The 537-nt window shown below is 58.5% G+C and carries 1 protein-coding gene; it reads left to right on the plus strand.

The genetic code is table 11. The features are described 5' to 3' along the window. Positions 1-220 (plus strand): hypothetical protein (locus GPK90_RS19280; RefSeq protein ID WP_252197597.1); only part of this gene is annotated, 220 nt, incomplete at its 5' end. Positions 221-537: the final 317 nt, after the last annotated feature.

Consider the following 537-nt stretch of genomic DNA (forward strand, 5'->3'; position numbering starts at 1 on the left):
GCTCTCGCAGGCACAGGGGGACCGGCAGATTTTAGCCAAACAGCTTGGGATCAGCCCCCACCAGCTTTCCTATGTGACCCATACCAATTCCGGCGAAGGGCTGCTGTTCTTCGGGAATACCACCATCCCGTTTGTTGACCGCTTCCCGCAGAATACCGAGCTGTACGCCATTATGACCACCCGCCCGGAGGACAAAAAACAGGAAATGAACCGGGCATAACGCACTTCGGGCCATGATGGCCCGAAGTTTGGAAAGGAGGGATACATCATCGGAAAGAAACCGGATAAACGGAATTTTCAAAGGCCGGGGCCGACGGAGGATACCGGGAGCAATCGCCCCGGACCGGCTGAACGGGAAGGGCCTTCCCCCGCACCATCCCGACGCCTGCGGTTTAAGGACGAGGATACCGGGCAGGACAGTTCTTCGGGCCACAATGGCCCGAAGTCCAAAAGCGGTAAGTTTCAAGAGGACAGCCGGAAAAGCCGTCCCTCTGACCGCATGAGGCAGGAAGATGAAGCGGGCGGGCCGCAGGATAC

Source organism: Clostridium sp. MCC344, from assembly GCF_018785365.1.
In the GTDB taxonomy this organism is placed as follows: Bacteria; Bacillota; Clostridia; order Lachnospirales; family Lachnospiraceae; genus Pilosibacter.